This window comes from Streptomyces sp. NPDC059787, assembly GCF_042732315.1.
GTDB classification, from domain to species: Bacteria; Actinomycetota; Actinomycetes; order Streptomycetales; family Streptomycetaceae; genus Streptomyces; species Streptomyces atrovirens.
The window spans coordinates 64486-83037 of sequence record NZ_JBHWHX010000001.1; the positions used below are offsets into that span (position 1 = coordinate 64486).

Annotated in this window: 19 protein-coding genes; 15 read left to right on the top strand and 4 right to left on the bottom strand. The window is 71.3% G+C overall.

Translation table 11 applies throughout. From position 1 onward, the window contains the following. Positions 1 to 24 precede the first annotated feature (24 nt). Complete coding sequence (locus ACFV5H_RS00330) at positions 25 to 507, bottom strand: nucleoside deaminase (protein WP_385191891.1); 483 nt, start codon at positions 505 to 507, stop codon at positions 25 to 27. 96 nt (positions 508 to 603) lie between these two features. On the opposite strand from ACFV5H_RS00330, the gene ACFV5H_RS00335 reads away from it, so the two are divergent. Both ACFV5H_RS00335 and ACFV5H_RS00340 read left to right on the top strand, forming a co-directional pair. Then, entirely contained in the window at positions 604 to 1368 is a 765-nt protein-coding gene (locus tag ACFV5H_RS00335) for a CDP-alcohol phosphatidyltransferase family protein (RefSeq protein WP_385045372.1), read from the top strand. A gap of 483 nt (positions 1369 to 1851) precedes the next feature. Continuing rightward, complete coding sequence (locus tag ACFV5H_RS00340; RefSeq protein WP_385045375.1) at positions 1852 to 3687, top strand: LamG-like jellyroll fold domain-containing protein; 1836 nt, start codon at positions 1852 to 1854, stop codon at positions 3685 to 3687. 33 nt (positions 3688 to 3720) lie between these two features. Here ACFV5H_RS00340 and ACFV5H_RS00345 read toward each other — a convergent pair whose 3' ends face one another. Next, positions 3721 to 4320, bottom strand: a complete 600-nt coding sequence (locus ACFV5H_RS00345; RefSeq protein WP_385045378.1) for a TetR/AcrR family transcriptional regulator — start codon at positions 4318 to 4320, stop codon at positions 3721 to 3723. A 173-nt stretch (positions 4321 to 4493) separates the two neighbouring features. Here ACFV5H_RS00345 and ACFV5H_RS00350 point away from each other — a divergent pair, with 173 nt between their 5' ends. Further along, positions 4494 to 6290, top strand: a complete 1797-nt coding sequence (locus tag ACFV5H_RS00350; protein WP_385192240.1) for a protein kinase — start codon at positions 4494 to 4496, stop codon at positions 6288 to 6290. A 10-nt stretch (positions 6291 to 6300) separates the two neighbouring features. Here ACFV5H_RS00350 and ACFV5H_RS00355 read toward each other — a convergent pair whose 3' ends face one another. Next, positions 6301 to 6636, bottom strand: coding sequence for a PLD nuclease N-terminal domain-containing protein (locus tag ACFV5H_RS00355; RefSeq protein WP_385045380.1), 336 nt, complete (start codon positions 6634 to 6636; stop codon positions 6301 to 6303). A gap of 67 nt (positions 6637 to 6703) precedes the next feature. Between ACFV5H_RS00355 and ACFV5H_RS00360 the strand changes: the two genes are divergently transcribed. Together ACFV5H_RS00360 and mqnP are read left to right on the top strand one after the other, a co-directional pair. Beyond that, entirely contained in the window at positions 6704 to 8155 is a 1452-nt protein-coding gene (locus ACFV5H_RS00360; protein ID WP_385045382.1) for a menaquinone biosynthesis decarboxylase, read from the top strand. Further along, positions 8152 to 9057: a menaquinone biosynthesis prenyltransferase MqnP gene (gene mqnP, locus ACFV5H_RS00365; protein ID WP_385191894.1), complete on the top strand. Its 906-nt coding sequence runs from the start codon at positions 8152 to 8154 to the stop codon at positions 9055 to 9057. Before ACFV5H_RS00360 ends, mqnP begins: the two co-directional genes overlap by 4 nt. 23 nt (positions 9058 to 9080) lie before the next feature. On the opposite strand, the gene ACFV5H_RS00370 is transcribed toward mqnP, so the two are convergent. Further along, a complete protein-coding gene (locus ACFV5H_RS00370) occupies positions 9081 to 9281 on the bottom strand; it encodes a type II toxin-antitoxin system VapB family antitoxin (RefSeq protein WP_006133221.1) in 201 nt (66 codons plus the stop codon). A gap of 151 nt (positions 9282 to 9432) precedes the next feature. On the opposite strand from ACFV5H_RS00370, the gene ACFV5H_RS00375 reads away from it, so the two are divergent. From ACFV5H_RS00375 to ACFV5H_RS00420, 10 genes are all read left to right on the top strand, one after another. Continuing rightward, positions 9433 to 10071 carry a UbiX family flavin prenyltransferase gene (locus tag ACFV5H_RS00375; protein ID WP_385045685.1) on the top strand — a complete coding sequence of 213 codons (639 nt, stop codon included), beginning with the start codon at positions 9433 to 9435 and terminating at the stop codon, positions 10069 to 10071. A gap of 72 nt (positions 10072 to 10143) precedes the next feature. Continuing rightward, positions 10144 to 10602: an Lrp/AsnC family transcriptional regulator gene (locus ACFV5H_RS00380; protein ID WP_385045388.1), complete on the top strand. Its 459-nt coding sequence runs from the start codon at positions 10144 to 10146 to the stop codon at positions 10600 to 10602. A gap of 51 nt (positions 10603 to 10653) precedes the next feature. Then, a complete protein-coding gene (gene mqnE, locus ACFV5H_RS00385) occupies positions 10654 to 11817 on the top strand; it encodes an aminofutalosine synthase MqnE (RefSeq protein WP_385191896.1) in 1164 nt (387 codons plus the stop codon). Positions 11818 to 12124: 307 nt separating this feature from the next. After that, positions 12125 to 12649: a GNAT family N-acetyltransferase gene (locus tag ACFV5H_RS00390; RefSeq protein WP_385191899.1), complete on the top strand. Its 525-nt coding sequence runs from the start codon at positions 12125 to 12127 to the stop codon at positions 12647 to 12649. Between the two features lie 96 nt (positions 12650 to 12745). Then, positions 12746 to 13039 (top strand): DUF4229 domain-containing protein, encoded by a 294-nt coding sequence (locus ACFV5H_RS00395; protein WP_385045397.1) that lies wholly within the window; start codon positions 12746 to 12748, stop codon positions 13037 to 13039. Between the two features lie 166 nt (positions 13040 to 13205). Then, positions 13206 to 13292 carry a putative leader peptide gene (locus ACFV5H_RS00400; protein WP_310740022.1) on the top strand — a complete coding sequence of 29 codons (87 nt, stop codon included), beginning with the start codon at positions 13206 to 13208 and terminating at the stop codon, positions 13290 to 13292. Between the two features lie 81 nt (positions 13293 to 13373). Beyond that, positions 13374 to 14690 (top strand): dicarboxylate/amino acid:cation symporter, encoded by a 1317-nt coding sequence (locus ACFV5H_RS00405; RefSeq protein WP_385191901.1) that lies wholly within the window; start codon positions 13374 to 13376, stop codon positions 14688 to 14690. A 186-nt stretch (positions 14691 to 14876) separates the two neighbouring features. Beyond that, positions 14877 to 16547 carry an SPFH domain-containing protein gene (locus tag ACFV5H_RS00410; protein ID WP_385045403.1) on the top strand — a complete coding sequence of 557 codons (1671 nt, stop codon included), beginning with the start codon at positions 14877 to 14879 and terminating at the stop codon, positions 16545 to 16547. After that, entirely contained in the window at positions 16544 to 17869 is a 1326-nt protein-coding gene (locus ACFV5H_RS00415; protein ID WP_385045406.1) for an SPFH domain-containing protein, read from the top strand. Before ACFV5H_RS00410 ends, ACFV5H_RS00415 begins: the two co-directional genes overlap by 4 nt. Positions 17870 to 17893: 24 nt before the next feature. Beyond that, the gene (locus ACFV5H_RS00420; protein ID WP_385045409.1) at positions 17894 to 18550 is read left to right on the top strand and encodes a TetR/AcrR family transcriptional regulator; all 657 of its coding nucleotides are present in this window, start codon (positions 17894 to 17896) and stop codon (positions 18548 to 18550) included. Positions 18551 to 18552: the final 2 nt, after the last annotated feature.

Genomic DNA, 18552 nt, shown 5'->3' on the forward strand with positions numbered 1-18552 from the left:
AAGGCCGGTTCCCTGCGACTCAGGTCACAGGGAACCGGCCTTCCCCGTTCGATCCCCGATGTCCTCGCTCCACAGCCGCGGATGACGGGCGACGAACTCCCGCATCATCGCGGCGCACTCCGGACCGTCCAGCGGCACGATCTCCACGCCGTGCCCGGCCGGCCAGTCGTGCCCGCCGTGGAAGGTGACCGCCTCGCCGATCACCACCCGGGAGATGCCGAACTGCCGGACCAGGCCGGAGCAGTACCAGCACGGGGAGAGCGTCGTCACCATCGTCGTACCGCGGTACGACCGCTGCCGTCCCGCCGCGCGGAAGGCGGCGGTCTCCGCGTGCGTCGACGGGTCGTCGTCCTGTACGCGGCGGTTGCGGCCCCGGCCGAGCAGGGTCCCGTCGGCGCCGTACAGCGTGGCGCCGACGGGGACGCCGCCCTCCTCCAGCCCGGCACGAGCCTCCGCGAGGACGGTGGCGAGCCAGGCGCGGGCGGTGACCGGATCGATCGACTCCATGGGGTCGGTGTCCCCTGTCGGCGGCCCGCCGTACGTGCTCTGTACCCTGGCCCGATCACCGCCGCACGCGCGGCGGTTGGGGCTGGGAGGAACGTCATGGGTGCTCCGGTACTGGAGGAGCTGCGGGAGGTCTGCCAGCCGCGGGCCAAGATGGACAGCCGCAACGGCGAACACTGGGCCGGCCGCCTCTACATGCGGAAGATCTCCCTGCGCACCACCCGCCACCTGGTCCGCACCCCCGTCACCCCCGACCAGCTCACCTGGACCATGGTGGTGTGCGGAGTGGCCTCCGGCGCCGCGCTGATGATCCCCGGCCTGACCGGCGCGGTCCTCGCCGTGATCCTCATGCAGCTGTTCCTGCTCTTCGACTGCGTGGACGGCGAGGTCGCCCGCTGGAAGGGCCAGAACAGCGCGGCCGGCATCTACGTCGACCGGCTCGGCGCGTATCTCGCCGACGCGGCGCTGATGGCGGGCGCCGGCTACCGCGCCGCCGAGTCGGGTGTCGGCGGCTGGCTGTCGGTCGGCATCGCCACCGCCCTCGGTGTCGTCCTGCTCAAGGCCTCCACCGACCTGGTGGACGTGGCCCGCGCCCGCCGCGGCCTGACCGTCGCCGACGACGAGTCGACCCGCCCGCGCTCGGAGGGCGTCGCCACGGTGCGCCGCATCGCCGCCGCGTTCAAGATCCACCGGGTCACCAACGGCATCGAGGCGTCCCTCGTCCTCCTCGTCGCGGCGGTGGCCGACACGCTGACCGGCGGTATCGAACCGACCCGCTGGGCCCTGGGCGCACTCGCCGTCATCACCTGGGTGATGGTCCCGGCCCACCTGCTGTCGATCCTGTCCTCGTCCCGCCTGCGCTGACCCTGCCCCCGGGAGCGGTGCGCCGCCCCGCCCGCAGAGCCACCTTGTCGAAAACGCGTGAGCACTTTCCAAGGGAGTGCTCACGCCCTTCACATCTGAGCGCCGCCTCAACGGAATCGGCCAAGATGCTCACACAACCGGGACCCGTCGTCGGTCGGCCGGGAACGTGGCGGCACTCCCCGCACGCGGCTCCGGGCCTCGACCTCTCCGACGACGTCCGCGGTCGCGTCACGGACTGCGGCGATCCCGGCCTCCTCCGTCGCCGGCTCCCCCGCGCCGTCACCGCCCCGAAGGCCGAAGAGATCTTCGAGCGACGCCGACTCCCCGGTCGCCCGACTCCGTGCAGCGGCGCAGCGCGGCGTCCAGGAGGAGGGTGATGGTCGAAGTACCGTACGACGTACGGTACTTCGACGAACACGGGTGCGATTGGCTTTATGCTTGGCCCTGCCCGCACGGGCCGAGATCGCACGCCGGGAGGCATTTGTGTCAGCGCTGGAGCCGGACGACCCGGGCTCCGTCGGGGGATACCGGTTGATCAGCCGGCTGGGTGCGGGCGGTATGGGCAGGGTCTTCCTCGGCCGCTCCCCGGGCGGGCGGCTCGTCGCGGTGAAGGTGGTGCACGCCGAGCTGGTGCGCCGGCCCGAGTTCCGCGACCGGTTCCGGCGTGAGGTCGAGGCGGCCCGGAAGGTCAGCGGTGCCTTCACCGCACCGGTCGTCGACGCCGACCCGGACGCTCCCCTGCCGTGGCTGGTCACCAGCTACATCGCCGGTCCTTCGCTGGAGCAGGCGGTCGTCGAGCGGGGGCCGTTCGAGGCGGGGGCGGTTCTCGCGCTGGCGGCCGGGCTGGCCGAGGCGCTGGTGTCGATCCACGCCGCGAACCTGGTCCACCGTGATCTCAAGCCCTCCAACGTGCTGCTCGCCGAGGACGGGCCGCGCGTCATCGACTTCGGGATCGTCCGCAGCGTCGAGGCCGACTCGATCACCGGCACCGGCCTCGTGGCCGGCTCGCCCGGGTTCATGTCGCCCGAGCAGGTCAACGGCGACGCGATCACTCCGGCCAGCGACGTCTTCTGCCTGGGCGCGGTGCTCGCCTTCGCGGCGACCGGCGCCAATCCCTTCGGCGAGGGAGCGACCCCCGCGCTGCTCTACCGCGTGGTGCACAACACCCCCGACATCGGCGCCGTCACCGACCCCGCCCTGCACGCCCTCATCGGCGACTGCCTGGCCAAGGACCCGGCCCGCCGTCCCGCCCCGCGGGAGATCCTCGCCCGGGTCGGCGCACTGGGCAACGAGAGCACGATGGCCCTGCGGCACTCCGGCCCCTGGCCGCAGCAGGGCAACGCTCCCGGGGCCCCGACTCCTGCCGGGACGCCCCTCCCGGGCGCCCGTGCCACGGATCCGGGAGCCCCGACGAACGTACTTCCCCGGCAGGCGACCACGGTGGCGCCGCGGTTCCACGACCAGGCCACCCGGGTGGGCGCCACCCCGGAGCCCGCCCCCGCCGCGACGGAGCTCACCGGCCGCCGGGCGGGCCGGGAGCGTGGTGGCAGTCGGCGGGCCTTCCTGTTCCTCGGCATCGGCGGGGGCGCGGTCGCCGCGGCCGGTGTCGGGGCGGGGTTCTGGCTCAACCGGTCGGCCGCCGCGGACCGGGACCGGGCCACGCCACCCTCCTCGGCCTCCCCCTCGTCCTCGCCCTCCGCCGCCCCCCGGCCCGTCCGGCCCGTCGGGCACTGGCCCCTCGACGAGACCTCGGGCACGGTCGCGCGGGACACCGCGGGCGGCCACGACGGCACCGCGACCGGCGTCACCTGGGTGCCCGGCGGAGGCGGAGCCGTCTTCGACGGGCAGGGCGGCCAGATCATGACCGGGGGACCGGTGGTGGAGACCGGGGAGGGCCAAAGCTTCACGATCGCCGCCCGGGTCCGGCTCTCCGCCGCACCGGGGAACTGGGCCACCGCCGTCAGCCAGGACGCCGGGGACGCCAGCGCCTTCTACCTCCAGTACGCCGTCGACGAGAACCGCTGGGCCCTCTCCCGCCCCGGCCTGCGCGCCGCCGGCCGGAGCGAGCCCGCCGTGAACGTCTGGACCCACCTCGTCGGCGTCTGCGACGGCCCGGCGCGCACACTGCGGCTGTACGTCAACGGCGTGCAGGAGGCGGAGGCCGAGGACACCAACCCGATGTCCGCCACCGGCCCCTTCATCATCGGCCGGGCGTCGTACGGCGGTCAGGCCGTCGACTTCTTCCCCGGCGCCGTCCGGGACGTACGGGTCTTCGACCGGGCCCTCACCGCCGCCCGGATCAGGAACCTCGTCGGCTGACCCGCCCGGCGTCCTGCCCGCGCTCACCCGCGCTCACCCGGGGTCCGCGCCGATCGACCGCCAGATCCGGTCCGGCAGGACGCGGGCCGCCTCGTCGAGGTCGACGTCGCCGAGGGTCAGCCAGCGGCGGCTGACGCCGATGACCGGCCCCAGGACCATGGACTCGAGCAGGGGCACCGACAGGGGTGCGACCTCGCCCGACTCGACGTGCCGGCTCACCCACGCGGACAGCGGTGACAGCCGGGCCTCCTGGGCGTCCCGCAACTGCTTCGCCTGCCGCATCCCGATCTCGTCGGCGCGGGAGGAGTGGAGGAGGAGGCCCGCGTCCCGGTGGTCGCGGATGAACGCGAGATACGCCTCCACGAGGGCGTGGACGCCGGCCCGGGCGGAGTCCGACTGCTCCAGGGCCGTGACCATCCGGACCAGCAGCCGTTCCAGCCAGCGCATCAGCAGGGCGGTCAGCAGGCCGTCCATGCTGCCGAAGTGGTGGTAGAGGCTGCCGGGGCTCACGCCGCTCGCCGCGGTCACCGCGCTGACGGTGAGACCCTGCTCGCCCGACTCCCCGTAGACGCGCAGCGCCGCGTCCAGAAGCTGTTCGGCGGTGACCTCACCACGGTGCTGCTTGGGGCTCATCGCAGGGTCGTTGTACCTTCCAGCCGCTTCTTGAGTGAATTTCTAGAATTCCCTTCCAATTCTAGTCCGCGCTGGTCCAGACTGACCCCCACGACGTGCGTGTCCGCCCGTCGTGGGGGAACGGGCGGACCGCCATCGGTGGCGCGGTGACGGAACACGACAACGGGGCAGGCGTGATCGAGCTGGGCGGAAGCGGCGCCGAGCCGCTGAAGGACGAGGACCCGCGACGGATCGGACCGATCCCGCTCGTCGGACGGCTCGGAGCCGGCGGCATGGGCCGTGTCTACCTCGGTGTGCACGAGGGGCGGTACGCCGCGGTCAAGCAACTGCTGCCGTCGGTCGTCGCCGAGGACAAGGACTTCCTGCGCCGCTTCGGACACGAGCTGGACAACCTGGCACGATTGCCCGAGCACGCCACCGCCCCGCTGCTCGCGGGGGACCGCACCGCCCGGCCCCCGTGGTTCGCCACCTCCTACGTCCCCGGCCTCACCCTGCGCGAGGCCCTCGAAGCCCACGGGGGGCCGCTGCCGGCCGCCGCCCTGTGGCTGCTGCTGCGCGAGGCCGCGGCGGGGCTCGCCGCGGTGCACGCGCTGGACATGGTGCACCGGGACATCAAGCCGTCCAACGTCATGCTCACCCTCGACGGCCTCACCCTCATCGACTTCGGCGTGGCCCGAGCCGCCGAGCAGAGCCAGCTCACCCGCACCGGCATGGTGGTGGGCACCCCCGCCTACATGTCCCCCGAACAGGCCTCGGGGGCGCGCAGCTCGACCGGGGCCGTCGACGTCTTCGCGCTCGGTTCCGTCCTCGCGTACGCGGCGAGCGGCCGGCCGCCCTTCGGCGACGAGTCCGGGCACGGCGTGCTGTACCGGATCGTGCACGAGGAACCCGACCTCGACGCCGTACGGGCCCTCGACCCCGAACTCGCCGAGGTCGTCGCGGCCTGCCTGGACAAGGACTACGAGGGCCGGCCCACCGCCGCCGAACTGGTCGGACTCGCCGACCGGCACGGTCCGTTCACCCCGCCCCTGTGGCCGGAGGCCGTCACCGCGCAGCTGACCGAACGGGCCGCGTTCGCGGAACGGACACCGACCGTCCCGGAGGAACCGGAGGAACCGGAGGAACCGGAGGGACCGGCAGCACCGGCGAAGCCCGAGGAACCGCGGGCGCCCGAAGCGTCCGGGCCGGCGCGGGAGAAGCGCGGCCGCCGGACCCGGGTGATCCCCGTGGTCATCCCCGTCGTCGTCACGACGGGCGCCACCCTCGCCTTCACACTCCTGCCGTACACCTTCGACAGCAGCGACGAGGCGGGGCCCACCCCCTCCGCGTCGGTCACGGTCTCCGCCGCCGCGACGCCCTCGGGGACGGCCGGCGGGTCCGCGAAGCCGTCGCCGTCCACCAGTGCGTCCTCCACGAAGGACCCGAAGAACCCCGAGGACTCGAAGGACTCGGACGAGCCGGGATCCGGCTCCCGGGAGTCACCGGCCGGGGCCGGGGCGGAGGGTGCGGGTGCCGGCTCGGACGCGGACGACGGAGCCGCGGAGGGCAGCGGCGGTGACGGGGAGGGCTCCTCCTCGGACACGGACACGGAGGCCGAGGCCCCGTCGACGGGCGGCTTCACCCTGCGCAACGCGTCGAGCGGACAGTGCCTCACTGCCTCCGACACCGCCTCGTACGGCAATGTCGGCGGGGGCGACTGCACCGCCGCGACGGCCCGCTGGAGTCTGCGGAGCGTCTCCTCCGGCACCTACCGGATCGTCCACCAGGCGTCCGGCACCTGCCTGTCCGGCTACGGTTCGATGCACAGCGCGACCTGCGGTGCGGACACCGCCCAGGAGTGGCGTCTCGGTTCGGGCGGCACCGTGGTCCTCACGAACAACGACTTGTGTCTGGAGCACGCCACCCCGAGCGGCATGATCATGCGGCGGGCGTGCACCGGCTCGGCCGCCCAGAGCTGGACCCGGGGCTGACGCGGGGCGGTCAGGCGGGTCCGCCCCGCTCGCCGTCCCCCGGCCTGTCGTCCTTGTCCTTCTCCTCGTCCAGCGACTTGAGGAAGTCCGGGTTGTCGTCCGGGGCCACCCACTGCTGTCGGCCGCCGCCCCGGCCCCAGGCGGAGCCGGCGGCGCCGCCCGCGGGGTGCCGCTTCTTGCCGGCGATCAGCCACGAGATCGAGCCGACCAGCGGGAACAGCAGGACGAGGATCGCCCACAGCGGCTTGGGCATGTGGCGGATGTCGTCGTCCTTCGTACTGATGCAGTCGATGAACGCGTACACGCTCAGGGCCAGTGGCACGAGGAACATCAGCACCCGCAGCATGGGGCCTCTCCAGCGAAAGCGGTGGGCGGTACAGGGCCAGCGTAACCGCTCGGGGATACTTGACCGCATGGCTTACGACGATCTTCGCTCCCTGCTCAGGGCGCTGGAGCGCGAGGGTGACCTCAAGCGCATCAAGGCCGAGGTCGACCCGTATCTGGAGGTCGGTGAGATCGTCGACCGGGTGCAGAAGGCCGGCGGTCCCGCACTGCTCTTCGAGAACGTGCGCGGCTCGGACATGCCCCTCGCGATGAACGTGTACGGCACCGACCGCCGCCTGCTGAAGGCGCTCGGCCTGAAGTCGTACGCGGACATCTCCGAGAAGATCGGCGGGCTGCTGAAGCCCGAGCTGCCGCACGGGTTCGTCGGGGTGCGCGAGGCGTTCGGGAAGCTCGGCGCGATGACGCACGTACCGCCGAGGAAGGTGAAGGACGCGCCCGTGCACGAGGTCGTGCTCACCGGCGACGACGTGGACCTCGACCGGCTCCCCGCGCTGTTCACCTGGCCCAAGGACGGCGGCTCCTTCTTCAACCTGGGGCTGACCCACACCAAGGACCCGGAGACGGGCATCCGCAACCTCGGCCTGTACCGCCTCCAGCGCCACGACAGGCGCACCATCGGCATGCACTGGCAGATCCACAAGGACAGCCGCAACCACTACCAGGTGGCCGCCCGTCGCGGTGAGCGCCTGCCCGTCGCGATCGCCTTCGGCTGCCCGCCCGCCGTGACGTACGCGTCCACCGCGCCGCTCCCCGGCGACATCGACGAGTACCTGTTCGCCGGGTTCGTGCAGGGCAAGCGGATCGAGATGGTCGACTGCAAGACCGTTCCGCTCCAGGTCCCGGCGCAGGCGGAGGTCGTCATCGAGGGCTGGCTGGAGCCCGGCGAGATGCTGCCCGAGGGGCCGTTCGGCGACCACACCGGGTTCTACACCCCGCAGGAGCCGTTCCCCGCGCTGAAGATCGACTGTGTGACCATGCGGAAGCGCCCGCTGCTCCAGTCGATCGTCGTCGGCCGGCCCCCGACGGAGGACGGACCGCTGGGACGGGCGACGGAACGCTTCTTCCTCCCGCTCCTCAAGATCATCGTCCCGGACATCGTGGACTACCACCTCCCCGAGTCCGGCGGCTTCCACAACTGCGCGATCGTCTCGATCGACAAGAAGTACCCCAAGCACGCGCAGAAGGTCATGCACGCCGTCTGGGGCGCCCACATGATGTCGCTGACCAAGCTGATCGTGGTCGTCGACTCCGACTGCGACGTCCACGACCTGCACGAGGTGTCCTGGCGGGCCCTCGGCAACACCGACTACGCCCGTGACCTCACCGTCGTCGAAGGTCCCGTCGACCACCTCGACCACTCCTCGTACCAGCAGTTCTGGGGCGGCAAGGCGGGCATCGACGCGACGAGGAAGTGGCCCGAGGAGGGGTACACGCGCGACGGCGGCTGGCCCGACATGGTCGAGTCCGACCCGGACACGGCCGCGCTCGTCGACCGACGCTGGAAGGAGTACGGACTGTGACCTCGGCCTCCGCCGCGCTTCCGCAGCAGCCGGGACGCACGAAAGCCTTCCTGCGCCTGGTGATGATCGAGCACTCGGTCTTCGCCCTGCCCTTCGCCTACATCGCCGCCCTCACCGCGATGTACGAGTGGGACGAGAACATCCACTGGGGCCGGCTGCTCCTGGTCACCGTCGCCATGGTCGGCCTGCGCACCTTCGCCATGGCCGCCAACCGGATCATCGACCGCGAGATCGACGCCCGTAACCCGCGCACCGCCCACCGCGAGCTGGTCACCGGCGCGATGTCGGTCAGGCACGCCTGGACCGGCGCGCTCGTCGCCCTCGTGGTCTTCCTGGGCGCGGCGGCCCTGCTCAACCCGCTCTGCCTCGCCCTCGCGCCCGTCGCCGTGATCCCGATGGTGGTGTATCCGTACGGCAAGCGGTTCACCAACTTCCCGCAGGCCATCCTCGGGCTCGCGCAGGCCATGGGCCCGGTCGGCGGCTGGCTGGCGATCACCGGGTCGTGGTCCTGGGACGCGGTCGTCCTCGGCCTCGCGGTCGGCGTCTGGATCGGCGGCTTCGACCTGATCTACGCCTGCCAGGACGTCGACACCGACCGCGAGATCGGCGTGAAGTCGGTCCCGGCCCGCTTCGGCATCCCCGCGGCGATCCGGGGCGCCCGCGCCTGCCACACCGTCACGACGGCCCTCTTCGTCTGGTACGCGCTCCTGACCGACGCCGGCGCCTTCTTCTGGCTCGGCCTGCTGATCGTGGCCGGGGCCTTCGTCTACGAGCACACGATCGTCCGCCCGAACGATCTGACCCGCCTGAACCGGGCGTTCTTCAGCGTCAACGGCTTCATCGGCATCGCGTTGTTCGTGTGCGCGCTGCTGGATCTGCTGGTGCGGGGTCTGACCGTGTAGGGCGCCGGTGCGCGGCCGGGAACTCAGCCCTGGGGCTCCTGCGGCTTGGCGTCGACCTCGCGCAGGCCCTGGTCCCTGAGTTCGGTGCGGGCCTCCGTGCGGTGGCCGCGGGCGATGTAGTCGCGCACGACCACCTCGATCGCGTCCTGGGGCGAGCCGACCCCCGCCAGGACCATCACTTCCACCACGAGTTCGGCGTCGAGACTGATGTTGACCTTGGCCACTGTTCCCCCCTCGTCCCGCGTTGCCTCCGCACTTTAGCCGCCCGGGGCGCCGGGCCCGAAGGCCTTCGGCCGGTCCTGAGAACGGAAGCCCGACGTCCGCCGGTAGGCTCAAGATGTGAACGCAGGAGAAACGCGGCGCAGGCCTTGGATCGTGGGGGTTTCAGGGGCGTCCGGGACGCCCTACGCAGCCGCTGTGCTGCGTGCGCTTCTGGCGGCGGGCGAGAGTGTCGACCTCGTCGTCAGCCGGGCCTCCCGGCTCACCCTGCTGGACGAGACCGGCATCGCCTTCCGGGACGCCCACTGGCGGGACGACCTGCGGGAATGGCTGTCCCGTGGTGCGGACGGCAAGCCGGACACGTTCACCGTCGACCTCGACGGCGTACGGCACTGGGCCGCCGGTGACCTCGCGGCCGGGCCGTCCTCGGGGTCGTATCCGAGCAAGGGCATGCTGATCGTGCCCGCCTCCACGGCCTGTGTGGCCGGGGTGGCGCTCGGGCTGTCCAAGGACCTGTTGCAGCGGGCGGCGAGCGTCACCCTGAAGGAGGGACGCACGCTGATCGTGGCCGTACGGGAGACCCCGCTGAACGGCCAGACGCTGCGGCACCTGGTGACGCTGGACGACGCGGGCGCGACCGTGGTGCCCGCCTCGCCGGCCTTCTACGCGGGCGCGACGCACATCCAGGACCTGGTGGACTTCGTCGCCGGACGCGTACTCGACGCGGCGGGTGTCGAGCACCGGCTCTACCGCCGCTGGAAGGGCGAACTCGGCGGCGGATCCCGCACGGACTGAGCACTTCCCGCAGCACCCCGGCACGTGCAGAACTTTCAGACCTCTTCGGTTCCAGTGGAAGGCTTCGATTCGATGGACGCGGTGGACAGGCAGCTCATCCAGGCCCTGAGAGAGAACGGCCGGGCCTCCTACGCGGAGCTGGGGCGCCTCGTCGGACTGTCGGGCCCCAGCGTCACCGACCGCATCAACCGGCTGGAGGCGGCCGGTGTCATCACCGGCTACCGCGCCACCGTGGACGCCGCCTCGCTCGGTCTCGGCGTGACCGCCCTGATCGGCATCTCGCTCTCCGACGCCGCCGACCACGAGGACGTGGCGCAGCGGCTGAAGGACCTGAAGGAGATCGAGGACTGCTGGTTCATCGCCGGCGACGACTCCTTCATGCTCAAGGTGCGGGCGACCGACGTGGACGGCCTGGAGAAGATCATCCGCCGGTTGTCCGGCACCAAGGGCGTCTCCCGGACCCGTACGACCATCGTGCTCTCCACCAAGTGGGAGAACCGCGTCGGTGAGCTGCCCGAAGAGGTGGAGTAGTCGGGGCGTACGGTTGACCGGGTCTGTCTGAAGAGGGAAAGAGGGATCGGCATGGACGTCGGGCTCAAGCGCGAGCTGGAGGAGAAGGTCAGGGCGGGCGAACGCCTGACCCGTGAGGACGGCATCGCGCTGTACGAGTCGGACGACCTGGCCTGGCTGGGCGGGCTGGCGCACGAGGTGCGGACGCGGCTGAACGGCGACGTCGTGCACTTCAACGTCAACCGCCACCTCAACATGACGAACGTGTGCACCGCCTCCTGCGCGTACTGCTCCTTCCAGCGCAAGCCGGGGGAGAAGGACGCGTACACGATGCGCATCGAGGAGGCGGTGAAGCTCGCCAAGGCGATGGAGGGGGAGAACCTCACCGAGCTGCACATCGTCAACGGGCTGCACCCCAATCTGCCGTGGCGCTACTACCCGCGCTCGCTCAGGGAGTTGAAGGCCGCGCTGCCGGACGTCTCGCTGAAGGCCTTCACGGCCACCGAGATCCACCACTTCGAGACCATCTCCGGGATGTCCGCCTCCGAGATCCTCGACGAGCTGATCGACGCGGGCCTCGAGTCACTGACCGGTGGCGGGGCGGAGATCTTCGACTGGGAGGTGCGGCAGCACATCGTCGACCACCGGACCCACTGGGAGGACTGGTCGAGGATCCACCGGCTGGCGCACGAGAAGGGGCTCAGGACGCCGTGCACCATGCTGTACGGCCACATCGAGGAGCCCCGCCACCGCGTGGACCACGTGCTGCGGCTGCGTGAACTCCAGGACGAGACCGGCGGTTTCCAGGTCTTCATCCCGCTGCGCTACCAGCACGACTTCGTGGACATGAAGGACGGCAAGGTACGCAACCGGCTCCAGGCGCGGACGCGGATGGCGACCGGCGCGGAGGCGCTGAAGACGTTCGCGGTGTCGCGGCTGCTGTTCGACAACGTGCCGCACGTCAAGGTGTTCTGGGTGATGCACGGCGTGCAGACGGCGCAGCTCGCGCTGCAGCACGGGGCGGACGACATGGACGGGTCGGTGGTCGAGTACAAGATCACGCATGACGCGGACGACTTCGGTACGCCGAACAAGCTCACCCGTGAGGATCTGCTGGACCTCATCCGCGACGCGGGGTTCCGGCCGGTGGAACGGAACACCCGGTACGAGGTGATCCGGGAGTACGACGGTCCCGATCCGGCGCGCCGGGAGTCCCCCCAGCCGATGCGCGTGTGAGGTGAAGGGGCTCCGCCCCTTCGACCCCGCCAGGGGGCTCCCGCCCCCTGGGCCCCCGCCCACCCACCACCCGACTCGGTGACTCGAGAAGTCCTCCAGGCGCGCAGGGCTGTGCCCATGTGCGGCTCCGCCGCGTGGAAGGCGCCGAGTGGCTGGTCCCACCTCAGGGGCGCGGGGAACTGCGCGATCAACCCCCGCTCAGCCGCAGTCGGCACGGCTCCGAACCCCCACGGCGGAGCCCTTCGTGCCCGCGCAGGGCGGCCTCCCCTCCCTGCGCAAGCCCTGAAGTAAGGGTTAGCATCCTCACATGCCCCTTACCTTCACGTTCGATCCCGTCGTCACCCCCGAACTCCGCGACGGCATCCTCGACCTGTGGACCGACGTCACCAACGCCGGCGGGGCGGTCGGCTTCGTACCGCCCGTGACCCGTGAGGACATCCGCCCCGGCCTGGTGCGACAGTTCGTGTCGATGGCGGAGGAACGCTCCCGCCTGCTCGTCGGGCACGACGAGGAGGGCAGGGTGGCCGCGACGGCGTTCCTCACCTTCAACACCCACCACCTGATGACCCACTGGCTCTGGCTCTACACGGTGATGGTCCACCCCCGCCACCAGGGCAAGGGCTACGGCCGTGACCTGCTCGCAGCCGCCGAGGAGTCCGCCCGCACCGTCGACGGCATCGAGGCGATCCGGCTCACCTGCCGCGGCGGCCTCGGCCTGGAGCGCTTCTACGCCTCCTGCGGCTACAAGGAGGTCGGCCGGGTCCCGGACGCCATCCGCGTGGCCCCGGGCGACGACCGCGACGACGTCGTCATGCTGCTGCCGCTGGCCTGAGCCCCGTACCCCGCTGAAAGATCCACGCCCGGCCGTGCTTCACTGGACGTCGTCCCTTTGGGGCGTTCTGACCGTACGCAGGGAAGAGTGGATGAGATGCTCCGCTACACACTGATGCGCCTCGGGATCTTCGTGGGCTGCCTCGTGGTCGTCTGGGGCCTTGTCTACTCCGGCCTCGCCCCGCGCGGCCTCGGCGACTCCAACGGCCTGTGGGTCGTGCTGCTCGCGCTGCTGGTCTCGGCCCCGATCAGCTTCGTCGTGCTCCGCAAGGAGCGGGACCGGGCCTCCGAGCGGATCGTGCAGCGGGTGGACCGGGCCAAGGCCAACCTGGAGGCCAACCGCAACATGGAGGACACGGCCGACGAGACCGCCCGCGCGCAGACCTCGTAACGTCCGTCACATCCGCGCACCGCGCTCGGGCGCCCCGGTTTCCGAACTTCCCTGGAAACCGGGGCGCTTTGCGTTGTATGGGCGCCTTTGGCTTCCCACCTCTCAAAGCAAGGCTTTGAGGAACTCAAAGCTCAGGTGTTACGGTCTCCGGGTGAAGTCAGCAGCCGTGTTCCCCACGCCCCGGAGTGTTCCGCTCGTGGCGCGCCTGCACGTGGACCTCTGCCGGGTCACTTCCGCGAACTGTCGTCACTGACGTTCCCGGCCGTCGTCACCGACGTTCCGCCGTACCCCGAAGTCCACGTCACCTTCCTTACGCGTCCCCCCTCACCGGAGCATGTCCGTGTCCACGAACACGCAGTCAAAGCTGCCCATACGCGCGCCCTTCTGGGCCCAGATACTCGCCGGCCTGGTCCTGGGTGTCCTGCTCGGCTGGCTCGCCCGCAGCCAGGACGTCTCCTGGCTGGTCACCACCCTGGAGAAGGTCGGCGGCACCTTCATCGGCCTGCTGAAGCTGGCCGTCGCCCCGCTCGTCTTCTTCGCGATCCTGGTCTCCATCACCAACCTGCGGAAGGTCAACAACGCGGCCCGGCTGGCCTCGCGCACCCTCCTCTGGTTCATGATCACCTCGCTGATCGCGGTGGCGATCGGCCTGGTCATCGGCCTGGTCACCAACCCGGGCGCCGGCACAGGCCTCACCCCGGCGGACGGCGCCGAGCCGGAGCACACCGGCTCCTGGATCGACTTCCTGACCGGCATCGTGCCGACCGACGTCATCACGCCGTTCACCGAGCTGAACGTGCTCCAGATCGTCTTCATGGCCGCCGTCGCCGGTATCGCCGCCCTCCAGCTCGGCGAGAAGGCCCAGCCGATCCTCACCCTGAGCGAGTCCGTCCTCGAACTCCTCCAGAAGGCCCTGTGGTGGGTCATCCGGCTCGCCCCGCTCGGCACCGTCGGCCTCATCGGCAACGCCATCGCCACCTACGGCTGGGACCTGATCGGCAAGTACGCCACCTTCACCGCCGACATCTACGTCGGCTGCGCGCTCGTCCTCTTCGGCGTCTACCCGGCGCTGCTGGCGACCGTCGCCAAGGCCAGCCCGGTGCAGTTCTTCAAGGGCGCCTGGCCCGCGATCCAGCTGGCGTTCGTCTCCCGCTCCTCCGTCGGCACCATGCCGCTGACCCAGAAGGTCACCGAGCGCCTGGGCGTACCGAAGGAGTACGCGTCGTTCGCCGTCCCGTTCGGGGCGACGACCAAGATGGACGGCTGCGCCGCGATCTACCCGGCCATCGCCGCGATCTTCGTCGCCCAGATCTTCGACATCCAGCTCGGCGTCGGCGACTACCTGCTGATCGCGTTCGTCTCGGTGGTGGGCTCCGCCGCCACGGCCGGTCTCACCGGCGCGACGGTCATGCTCACCCTCACCCTCTCCACCCTGGGCCTGCCCATGGAGGGCGTGGGCCTGCTCCTCGCCATCGACCCGATCCTGGACATGATCCGCACGGCGACGAACGTCGCCGGGCAAGCCTTGGTCCCGGTCATCGTCTCCGCCCGTGAGGGCCTGCTCGACCGGAAGGCGTACGACTCGGTCCACGCCTCGCCGGTCGACGAGACCCCGGCCGACGAGCCCCAGCGGGTCCCCGCGGCGGCCTGACCGTCCCCGTCCCCGGGCGTGAGGGGCGCTTTCCGGCAACCACCGACAGGTGACCGTTGCTGGGGGCGCCCCTTACTCCTGTCCCCCTCATGGTGTGGAATCACGTGCATCACATGCATCACATGCATCACATGAACCACATGAGCGATCCGGCAGGGATCAGCACCACACGCGAAGGGGGAACCCGTGGCACGCACGCGGGCGCAGAGTCTGCGCAACGTCGCCGAGGCGGTCGCCTCCGGCACCGATCCACGGACGGCGGCCCAGGACGAACTGCGCCGCCGCGTCGGAGGAGGCGGCGCCGGGGACGACCAGGGCGGCCGTCAGGAGGCCGAGGGCGAGGGGATGGACCCGGCCGACTTCCCGGCGGCCCGGGAACAGGACGGAAGCTCCGTCGACACCGTCATGCGGCAGAAGACGGTGCCGCTGGACGAGGCCGGGGAGGCGCTCGGCCGTAGCGAGCAGCTGCGCGAGGACGGGAAGGTGGTGCACGCCATCTGCCCGATGGTGATGCCCAAGGGCCGTTCCCTGCTGTCCATGCTGCCGGTGCTGTCGCTGCTGGTGATCGGCGCCGTGGGCACCTCGGTCGTGTCGGCGACCGGTGGCGACGGGCTGACGAACCCGCTGTTCGGAGCGCACTACTGGGTCGTCGCGCTGCTCGCCGTCGTGTTCGTGTGGTGGCGGCAGGGCCTGGTCATGGTGCCGGACGGCTGCCAGGCGATGATCACCCGGTTCGGGAAGCTGGAGAAGGTCGTCGGACCCGGCCGGGTCACCCTGCTCAGCCCCTGGAAGCGGGTGTCGTACATCGTCAACACGACCCGCGAGTACCCGTTCAACGCGCCGGTGCGCGAGGCCCCGACCAAGGGCGGGGTGAAGGCGTCCATCGACCTGTTCATCCAGTTCAGGATCAGCGACCCGGTCGAGTTCGTCTACACCCTCGGTGCCGTGCGCGGGTTCGAGGAGAAGCTGGGCAACGCCGTCAGCGAGACCATCCGCAGCCTGATCTACGAGCAGGAGGCGGCCGGCATCTACGACATGGTCGGTGAGGACAGCGGCCGGCTGCTGGAACAGCTCAACCAGCAGTTCCGTCCCGCGGTGGAGCTGACCAACGCCAACATCACGCACGCCGAGCCCTCGGAGCGGCGGTACCGGATGGACCTGGCCGCCCCCGAGATGGTGCGCATGGCCAAGGAGGCGTACACGCACGAGTACGCGCTCCAGCTCCGCAAGGAGCAGGACGAGGGCGACCTGAGCCGGGAACTCGCCTCCAGTCAGGAGACGCTCTCCGCGATCCAGGCCGACATCGCCCAGTACCAGGCGCAGATGGACACCGCCGTGGAGCGCGAGACCAACCGCGCCGAGGCGCTGGCCCGCCAGCGTTACGTGCAGGCCGAGTCGGAGGCCAAGGCCAACGCGGCGCTGCTGGAGGCGCAGGCCCTCGACATCCGCGCGGTGACCGCGGCGCAGGCGCCGGAGATCCTCGAGTACCGCTACCAGCAGCAGGTGCTGGACACCCTGGAGCAGGTCGCCGACCACCTGCCCCGCCTGGTGCGCATCGGCGGTGCGGACGGCACCGGCGCGGCCGGGATCGACTTCCTCGAACTGGCCCGTGAGCTGGTTGGCGAGCGCGGGGCCGAGTTGTTCACCGACGCGGACATGGCCGCCGTACGGGGCCGGCTGGCGGAGGTGTCCGAGCGGATAGCCGCGCGCGAGGAGGAGATCGGCGCGCTGCTGGCGGCCGACCGGCCGACGGTGCCGCAGGTGCCCGAGGGCGCCGGGGCGGGCGAGGTGCCCGTGTCCGCGGAGACCGCCGGAGCAAGCGATGTGTCCGAGTCCGCCGAGGAGGCCCAGCAGTGAGCTCCGCCCGTATCCGACGCCGTTCGGTCATCTCCGAGGCCGTCGCCCCCTGGAGCGACATCGCCCGGCTGCTGCGCGGCGGTGAGGCCGACACCCTCATCCCGGTGATCATCCCCCGCCACCGCCGCCGGCTGTGGTGGATGCTGCCGCTCTGGCTCGGCGCCTACGCCCTGCTGACGGGCGTGATGCTGACGCTGCGCGAGGCCGGCTCCGACGGCGTGGCCGACCTCGCCTACGGCACGCTGGCCACCCTCGCCCACGTCGGCGGCGCGGTGCTGCTGCTGATCGGCGCGCTGTGGTGGTGGCGCTCCTCGATCGTCGAGATCGAGCAGGGCACCAACGGTGTGCTGACCCGCTACGGCGCCGTCACCCGCACCCTGGACGCCGGCCGGCACTACCTGTGGCACCCCTGGTCGCGGGTCGACTTCGTCGTCGACACGGCCACCGAGATCCCGTACTCGGCGCCCGTCATGGCCTGCCCCACGCAGGAGAACGTGCCGCTGCGCTCGATCGAGTTCTTCCTCAAGTTCCGCATCACCGACGCGGTGCTGTTCGTCCGCACCATCGGCGCCGGCAACTTCGACCTGGTGCTGTCCAGCGCCGTACAGGACGCGATCCGGCAGCGGGCCCGCCGGATGCGCACCCAGCGCGCCTACGACCTGCGCGGCTCGGACGTGGCCGACATGCAGGAACTGCTCAACCGGCAGCTGTCCGGCTACGGCGTGCGCATCACCGGCTGCAACATCCCCGACGTGCAGCTGCCGACGCAGTACCAGCACCACCTGGCCACCCGGGAGCGGATCGCCAAGGAGCGCACCGCCTACGAACAGGAGTGGGGCCTGACCCGCAAGCGGCGCATCGACAGCCTGGGCATGGACATCGAGCGGGCCAAGAAGGTGCGCGACGCCCGTATCGTCGAGGTGAAGGCCGCACTGAACCGGGCCCGTGAGCAGGTCGCCCAGTTGCTGGAGCGGCAGGAGACCGAGGCCCAGCGGGTGCGGATCGAGATCGAGACGCGTGGTCGCAGCGGGCTCATCGCCGCCGAGAACGAGGCCCGCGCCCAGCGCGCCCTGGCCAAGGCCTACCGGGACAACCGGGCGGTGCTCCAGTACGAACTGGCCCGCAGGCGCCTGGAGGTGGGCGCCGGGCTGGCCGGGAAGGCCCCGCAGCCGGTGGTGGTCCGCACCGACGGCGGCACCGACACCTCGGCGCTGGCCACGCTGTTCACCGCGCAGCTGCTGCCGCGGCTGACGGCGGGCGAACGGCCCGTCCTCGGCGACCTGGGGGGACCGGGGAACGACGGCGGCCGGGACCCGCGCTAGGAGACGGACCGTACGCTGTGTCCCATGGGTGCCGTGAAGACGAAGCGGATGCCGCGTGCGGTCCGTGAACAGCAGATGCTGGACGCCGCCGTACGGACCTTCGGTCAACGGGGGTACATGGCCGCGTCGATGGACGAGATCGCCGAACTGGCGGGTGTGTCCAAGCCGTTGGTGTACCTGTACCTGAACTCCAAGGAAGACCTGTTCACCGCGTGCATCCGGCGTGAGGCGAAGGCCCTCGTCGAGGCCGTGCGCGCCGGTGCCCGCCCGGAGCTGCCGGCCGACCGGCAGCTCTGGGCGGGTCTGACGGCGTTCTTCACGCACACCGCCCGGCATCCGGACGGCTGGGCGGTGCTGCACCTCCAGGCCCGCACCCACGGCGAGGTGTTCGCCGCCGAGGTCGCCGCGATGCGCGCGGAGATCGTGGCGTTCGTGACGCAGCTCATCCTCGTCGCCGCCCGCGACGCCCACCGCGACCCGGACCTCCCCGAACGCGAGGTCTCCGGGCTCGCGGAGGCCCTGGTCGGTGCCGCCGAGTCCCTCGCGGACTGGGCCAACGCCACCCCCGGTGTCACGGCCCGGCAGTCGGCGGGGACCCTGATGAACTTCGCCTGGGCGGGCCTCGGCGACCTGATGGCCGGCCGCCGCTGGACCCCGCCGGACGACGACAGCGGTGCCTGACG